Consider the following 7,710-nt stretch of genomic DNA (forward strand, 5'->3'; position numbering starts at 1 on the left):
CGGAGCGTCCCTTGAGGCATTCCCACGCAGAGCGTGGGAACGATCAGCCCACCAGAGGCATAACCTCAATCCCCGTGAGGCCCAAAACCGTGATCAAGACCCTGACCCACCTCCCGCATCCCTACGAGAACGCAGCCGCCCTCGCCGGCCATTTCACCGATCTGGCGCCGCCGCTCAATGACCGACAGGCCCACCTGGAAGCCTCGCGTTGCCTGTATTGCTACGACGCGCCATGCGTGAATGCCTGCCCCAGCGAGATCGATATCCCGTCGTTCATCCGCAACATCCATCAGGACAACGTTCAGGGCGCGGCGCAGAAAATCCTCTCGGCCAACATCCTCGGCGGCAGTTGCGCCCGGGTCTGCCCGACGGAAATCCTTTGTCAGCATGCCTGTGTGCGCAACAACGCCCATGAGTGCGCGCCTGTGTTGATCGGCCTGCTGCAGCGCTACGCCGTGGACAACGCGCATTTCAGCCAACACCCGTTCTCCCGCGCCGCTGCTACCGGCAAGCGCATTGCCGTGGTGGGTGCAGGTCCGGCCGGGCTGTCCTGCGCCCATCGCAGTGCCATGCACGGCCATGACGTGGTGATTTTCGAAGCCAGGGAAAAGGCCGGCGGCCTTAATGAATACGGGATCGCCAAGTACAAACTGGTGGACGATTACGCGCAGAAGGAGCTGGATTTTCTGCTGGAAATCGGCGGCATCGAAATTCGCCACGGGCAAAAACTCGGGGACAACCTGAGCCTCAGCGAACTGCATCAGCAATTCGACGCGGTGTTCCTCGGCCTCGGCCTGGCCGCCAGCAAGCAACTGGGCCTAGCCAACGAAGACGCGCCCGGCCTGGTGGCCGCCACCGACTACATCCGCGAACTGCGCCAGGCGGATGACCTGACCCAATTACCTCTGGCTGACCACTGCATCGTGCTCGGCGCCGGCAATACCGCCATCGACATGGCCGTGCAAATGGCCCGCCTCGGCGCCCATGACGTCAATCTGGTGTACCGCCGTGGCGCCCCGGACATGGGCGCCACCCACCACGAACAGGACATCGCCAAGGCCAATCAGGTGCGCCTGTTGACCTGGGCACAACCGGAAGAAGTGTTGCTCGATGATCAGGGCAACGTACGCGGCATGCGTTTCGCCCGCACCCATCTGGTGGAGGGTCGCCTGCAAACCACCGGCGAAACCTTCGAGCTGGCCGCCGATGCGATCTTCAAAGCCATCGGCCAGAGCTTCGATTCAAGCGCCCTGGCCGACCCACTCGCTCGCGAGCTCAAGCGTCAGGGCGACCGGATCGAAGTGGATGCAAACCTGCGCACCAGCATCCCCGGCGTATATGCCGGCGGCGACTGCACCAGCCTCGATCAGGACCTCACCGTGCAAGCGGTGCAGCACGGCAAACGGGCCGCCGAGGCCATCAGCGCTCAACTGATGCTCAATGTGGAGGCTGCGTAAATGGCCGATCTGTCGATTGTCTTCGCCGGCATCAAGTCCCCCAACCCGTTCTGGCTGGCCTCCGCGCCGCCGACCGACAAGGCCTACAACGTGGTCCGCGCCTTCGAGGCCGGCTGGGGGGGCGTGGTCTGGAAAACCCTGGGTGAAGATCCGGCGGCGGTCAATGTGTCGTCGCGCTATTCGGCGCACTTCGGACCTAACAGAGAGGTTCTCGGCTTTAACAACATCGAGCTGATCACCGACCGTTCGCTGGAGATCAACCTGCGGGAAATCACCCAGGTCAAAAAGGACTGGCCGGACCGCGCATTGATCGTGTCGTTGATGGTGCCCTGCGTCGAAGAGTCCTGGAAAAACATCCTGCCGCTGGTGGAAGCCACGGGCGCCGATGGCATCGAACTGAACTTCGGTTGCCCCCACGGCATGCCGGAACGCGGCATGGGGGCGGCGGTCGGCCAGGTTCCCGAGTACGTCGAACAGGTCACGCGCTGGTGCAAGACCTATTGCTCGCTGCCGGTGATCGTAAAGCTCACGCCGAACATCACCGACATTCGTGTGGCCGCCCGCGCGGCACACCGAGGTGGCGCCGATGCCGTATCGCTGATCAACACCATCAACTCGATCACTAGCGTCAATCTGGAGCGCATGGTCGCCAATCCGATGGTCGGCAGCCAGAGCACCCACGGTGGTTATTGTGGTTCGGCGGTCAAGCCGATTGCCTTGAACATGGTCGCCGAAATCGCCCGCGATCCGCAGACCGCAGGACTGCCTATCAGCGGCATCGGCGGTATTGGCAACTGGCGCGATGCGGCGGAATTCATCGCCCTGGGCAGTGGCTCGGTACAGGTATGCACGGCGGCGATGCTGCATGGCTTCCGGATTGTTGAGGAGATGAAGGATGGTCTGTCGCGCTGGATGGACAGTCAGGGTTACGCCAGCATCTCTGAGTTTTCCGGGCGGGCGGTGGGTAATACCACGGACTGGAAGTACCTCGATATCAACTATCAAGTGATCGCCAAGATTGACCAGGAGGCTTGTATCGGTTGCGGCCGTTGCCACATCGCTTGCGAAGACACCTCACACCAGGCGGTGGCCAGCCTGAAAAAAGCCGATGGAACCCATGCGTATGAAGTGATCGATGAGGAATGTGTGGGCTGCAATTTGTGCCAGATCACCTGTCCGGTGCAGGACTGCATCGAGATGGTGCCGGTGGAAACCGGCAAACCGTTTCTGGATTGGAATCATGATCCGAGGAATCCCTACCACGTCGCCGTTTGAGTTCAGCAGCGCCTGAACGGACGCCTTCGCGGGCAAGCCTCGCTCCTACAGGTATTACGTCGTTCACATAATCGTGGGTTGACTTCAATCCTGTAGGAGCGAGGCTTGCCCGCGAAGAGGCCAGCAGCTACAACGCCAACCTCAAGCCCCCTCACCTATCAGTTCTGCTAGTAGACGCCACTCGAAATATCTTCGAAGCTGACACACATTCAATTCGTCAGCGAGAACCTCGTCATGTCGGTCTCATCACTGAAAATTTTGTGCCGCTATCAGTACGACCCATTGGACCAGCTCACAAGCCTGGGGCTTCTGCAACGCTTCTACCAAAAGGGCCGCCTGGCTACCGAGTTGGATCAACAGATACAACGAACAGTCTTCCGCCATCAAGCGCAGCCCTTGGCGCTGCAACGGAGCGAAGCTGGTGTTAGGGAAACCTCGTTGTTGATGACCGATCAAGCGAACTCGCTGCTGCGAACTGTCTCGGGGGTTAATCCGCAGCAATTTGCCTTTACCGCCTACGGATATCACCCGGCCGAAAGTGGTTTAAGTCGTTTGCTCGGGTTCAATGGGGAGTGCCCTGATGAAATTACTGGACACTATCCCCTAGGCCAGGGCAATCGTTTTTTTAATTCTGCCTTGATGCATTTTAACAGCCCGGATGTGAAGAGCCCTTTTGATCAAGGGGCATTAATTCGTATGCTTACTGCAACAATGACCCTATAAACTATTTCGATCCGACTGGTAATGCGCGCTTTCCTTTATTGACGAAATTATTCACGGACCAAAATTCTAAAACTCTTCGAACAGCCAGCAGTATCAACCGATCTAGCTCACCATACAAACCGATATCGAACAGTCTAATGGAGGGGCCAAGTAGGGGCGCACCACGCCCACCACCCCGCACTTCAAAGTACGCTTCTCAGCTAGCTAGTATTGACTCCCAATTACCTGACACTAAAGAGCTCATGAGTTATATTCCCGACCCATTAAGGCATACACCGAAGTATGAACACCTAGAATTCATGGGAATAAAATTTGACTACTTAAGATCGAATAACCCCAATTTTCAGCCCGTCGCTACCAAGCAGCAATTTCAAAACGTAAAAAGCCATCAAAAAAGTATTACTACTGCCAAAAAAGAAACCACCAAACAGCATCACGCCCAGCAACTTTCAAAATTATATCTGGAAATAAAGAGTGGCAACGTAGTTCATTTCCGAGCATCAATAAATCAACAAATAAGGAGCTAAGTAAGTGCCGAAGCGCCAGGAAAACTCACGCGATAGTGCGCAAACTACGGCTCCAACCCAATCCCCCGCAATATCACACTCGTCACCGTCTGCACCGCCCGCTCGAACTGCATGTCCGACAGCGGCTGATGATCATTCAAATATTCACCTGATGATCAAAGTCGGCATAGTGCTGAGTCGAAGCCCAGATCATGTACAGCAGGCTCGAGGGCTCCACCGGCAGGATGCGTTTGTCGTCCACCCACTGGCGAATCTTCGCTTCTTTCATCTTGGCCCAGTCGTACAGACTGGCGTCCAGCGCCGAGCCCAGGGTCGGTGCGCCGTGGATGATTTCGTTGGCCCAGACTTTGGAGCCGTAAGGCCGGCTGCGGGAGTGGTTCATTTTGGCGCGGATGTAGCTGCTGAGCACCACGCGCGGGTCGTCGAACATCTCGAAGCACAGTGCGTCCTGCTTCCACACTTCCAGCAGGTCGAACAGCACGGCGCTGTATAACTCGGTCTTGGTGCTGAAGTAGTAATGCAGGTTGGAGCGCGGCAGCTGCACTTCGGCGGCGATGTCGGCCATGGCGGTGCTGCCGAAACCTTTTTCGGCGAAGACTTTCTCGGCCCCCAGCAGAATTTTCTCGACGTTACTGCGACGTATCTCGATCTTGTGATTGCCCATGAGGGCTCCCTGACAACAGCGTTAAACAAGACTAGCATCCGCTCTACCTCGCGGCGACAGGGGAAAAGCAAACTTCGTACAACGCGCCCGGTGCGGCTAAACTTGCGCCCACATCGAACTTGCCGCCGAGGGATTGAACATGCTCTTGAAGAAAACCCTGACCACCGCCGCCCTGCTCGGCTCGCTGCTCGCCGCTTCGTCGGTATTTGCCCACGCGCATCTGAAAAGCCAGACGCCCGCCGCCGACAGTACCGTCAAAGCACCAGCGGAACTGAGCCTGGTGTTTTCCGAAGGTGTCGAAGCCGACTTCTCCAAAGTCACGATTACCAAGGACGGTGCCGACATTCTGGTGAAAAGCCTGGTCACTCAAGGGGGCGATAAAAAGACCCTGATTGTCACTCCGGCCGTACCCTTCACCGCAGGTGGCTACAAGGTCGAGTGGCACGTTGTGTCGGTCGATACCCACAAAAGCGAAGGCGCTTACGCGTTCAAGGTTGGCCAGTAATTCATGACGAGCGCGATGGTGCTGTGCCGTTTCCTGCATTTCACCGTGGTGCTGATGCTGTTCGGGGCGTGGCTGTTCAGGGCGTGGCTGTTCAGGCCGTTGTTGTTGGGGCGCGGCACTACGCTGGATCAACCGCTGGACCGTGTCGGTCATTGGCTGGCGGCCGTGGCGCTGGTCAGCGGTGTCGGCTGGTTGCTGTTGGTCACCGCCAGCATGGCCGGCGCCTGGGATGCGGCGTTCGAGCCATCGACCTTGCGCCTGGTGCTGGGCCACACCTTTTTTGGTCAGGTCTGGCGCTGGCACCTGCTGCTCAACGCGTTGCTGGTTGCGTTGCTGCTGACACCGCTACGCGCCAACCGGCCCTTGCAAATCATCCTCAGCGGCCTGCTCCTGGCGACCCTGGCCCCCGTCGGCCACGGCGCCATGCTCGACGGTACGGAAGGTCATTTGCTGATCCTCAATCAACTGGTGCACCTGACCTGCGTTGGTGCCTGGCTCGGTGGCTTGATGCTGCTGATCATGATCCTGGGCCGACCTGACGGGCATTGCATCAACGCGCTGTTGCAGCGTTTCAGTGGCGTCGGCTACGTCTTGGTGGCGGGGCTATTAATCACCGGGTTGATCAATGTGCGGGTGCTCACCGGGGCCTTTTGGCCGACGCCGTTGTTCACCGGGTTTGCCTTGATTCTGTTGATCAAAGTCATGCTGGTAGGCGCAATGCTGGGTTTGGCGTTGTTCAATCGGTTGCGGGTCAACGTCTGTCAGAGGCGAATGGCAACGTTGCGTGCCAGCGTGATGCTGGAATGGCTGCTGGGGATGGGCGCGGTGGCCGCGGTGTCTTTACTCGGCACCATGCCGCCGATGACTCCTCCTCTGTAGGAGCGAGGCTTGCCCGCGAAGGCCACACCGCGGTCAATCTGACCCACCGCATTATCGTTCTTCGCGGGCAAGCCTCGCTCCTACAGCCAGCCTACATGATTCAAACCGCACCAGGTCATCGTACAACGGCCGCGGTTTCTTTACTCGGCACCATGCCGCCGATGACTCCTCCTCTGTAGGAGCGAGGCTTGCCCGCGAAGGCCACACCGCGGTCAATCTGATCCACCGCATTATCGTTCTTCGCGGCAAGCCTCGCTCCTACAGCCAGCCTACATGATTCAAAACGCACCAAGTCATCGTACAACGGCCGCGGTGTCTTTACTCGGCACCATGCCGCCGATGACTCCTCCTCTGTAGGAGCGAGGCTTGCCCGCGAAGGCCACAACGCGGTCAATCTGATCCACCGCATTATCGTTCTTCGCGGGCAAGCCTCGCTCCTACAGTCAGCCTACATAATCTAAAACGCGCCAGGTCATCGTACAACTTCTGATTGACAACACCCAAAACCCTCGCAAATAATCGCCTCCGTGTTGTACGACGACGTATGACAAAAATAAAAACAAGAAAAGTAATGGAGCGCCACAGTGAGCAAACTCGCCCGCAATTCGTCCGTCCGCAATGCACGTCCCACCCTCTCCCGCCGTCATACCCTTAGCCTGATCGGTTGCAGCAGCCTGGCCCTCGCCCTGCCCATCACCTGCCAGGCCGAAGGTTTTACCGATGACGCCAAGGCCACGCTGAACCTGCGCAACGCCTACTTCAATCGCAACTACATCAACCCTGCCTACCCCAGGGCAAGGCTGAAGAGTGGACGCAAAACTTCATCCTCGATGCCAGGTCCGGTTTCACCCAAGGCCCGGTCGGCTTTGGCGTGGATGTGTTGGGGCTGTACTCGCAAAAACTCGATGGTGGCAAAGGCACCGGCGGGACGCAGTTGTTGCCGATCCACGGTGATGGGCGCCCTGCTGACAACTTCGGCCGACTGGGCGTGGCGCTCAAAGGCAAGATTTCGAAAACCGAGTTGAAGGTCGGCGAATGGATGCCGGTGCTGCCGATCCTGCGTTCCGACGACGGCCGCTCGCTGCCGCAAACCTTGCGTGGCGCTCAGGTGACTTCCACTGAGATCAGCGGCCTGACGCTCTACGGCGGCCAGTTCCGGCAGAACAGCCCGCGCAACGATGCGAGCATGGAAAACATGTTCATGAACGGCAAAGCGGCGTTCACCTCGGACCGCTTCAACTTCGGTGGCGGCGAATATGCCTTCAACGAAAAACGCACCCAGATCGGCGTGTGGTACGCCGAACTCAGCGACATCTATCAGCAGCAATATTTCAACCTGAGCCACAGCCAGCCGCTCGGCGACTGGACCCTGGGCGCCAACCTCGGCTACTTCATCGGCAAGGAAGACGGCAGCGCCCTGGCCGGCGATCTGGACAACAAAACCGCGTTCGCCCTGCTCTCGGCCAAGTACGGCGGCAACACCTTCTATGTGGGCCTGCAAAAACTCAGCGGCGACGATGTCTGGATGCGCGTCAACGGTACCAGCGGCGGCACCCTGGCCAACGACAGCTATAACTCCAGCTACGACAACGCCCGGGAAAAATCCTGGCAGGTGCGCCATGACTACAACTTCGTCGCCCTCGGCATTCCAGGCTTGACGCTGATGAACCGCTATATCAG

General features: G+C 58.5%; 5 protein-coding genes and 2 pseudogenes. 6 read left to right on the plus strand and 1 reads right to left on the minus strand.

Annotated elements, in window-relative coordinates; all coding sequences use genetic code 11:
- The first annotated feature begins 89 nt into the window (after window positions 1-89).
- From CES87_RS28370 to CES87_RS28380, 3 genes are all read left to right on the plus strand, one after another.
- The gene (locus CES87_RS28370) at window positions 90-1,457 is read left to right on the plus strand and encodes an NAD(P)-dependent oxidoreductase (RefSeq protein ID WP_128608709.1); all 1,368 of its coding nucleotides are present in this window, start codon (window positions 90-92) and stop codon (window positions 1,455-1,457) included.
- Window positions 1,458-2,732: an NAD-dependent dihydropyrimidine dehydrogenase subunit PreA gene (preA, locus tag CES87_RS28375; RefSeq protein WP_128608710.1), complete on the plus strand. Its 1,275-nt coding sequence runs from the start codon at window positions 1,458-1,460 to the stop codon at window positions 2,730-2,732.
- 234 nt (window positions 2,733-2,966) lie between these two features.
- Window positions 2,967-3,455, plus strand: coding sequence for an RHS repeat-associated core domain-containing protein (locus CES87_RS28380; protein ID WP_128608711.1), 489 nt, complete (start codon window positions 2,967-2,969; stop codon window positions 3,453-3,455).
- Window positions 3,456-4,026: 571 nt separating this feature from the next.
- Here the strand turns inward: CES87_RS28380 and CES87_RS28385 are convergent.
- Window positions 4,027-4,646: pseudogene (locus CES87_RS28385) on the minus strand (TetR/AcrR family transcriptional regulator).
- Window positions 4,647-4,785: 139 nt separating this feature from the next.
- Between CES87_RS28385 and copC the strand changes: the two are divergent.
- From copC to CES87_RS28405, 3 genes and pseudogenes are all read left to right on the plus strand, one after another.
- Window positions 4,786-5,151: a copper homeostasis periplasmic binding protein CopC gene (copC, locus tag CES87_RS28390; RefSeq protein ID WP_128608712.1), complete on the plus strand. Its 366-nt coding sequence runs from the start codon at window positions 4,786-4,788 to the stop codon at window positions 5,149-5,151.
- 3 nt (window positions 5,152-5,154) lie between these two features.
- Complete coding sequence (gene copD, locus CES87_RS28395) at window positions 5,155-6,030, plus strand: copper homeostasis membrane protein CopD (protein WP_128608713.1); 876 nt, start codon at window positions 5,155-5,157, stop codon at window positions 6,028-6,030.
- Between the two features lie 584 nt (window positions 6,031-6,614).
- Window positions 6,615-7,710: pseudogene (locus CES87_RS28405) on the plus strand (OprD family porin); the annotation flags it as partial.

It is taken from the genome of Pseudomonas sp. ERMR1:02 (assembly GCF_002277815.1).
GTDB lineage: Bacteria > Pseudomonadota > Gammaproteobacteria > Pseudomonadales > Pseudomonadaceae > Aquipseudomonas.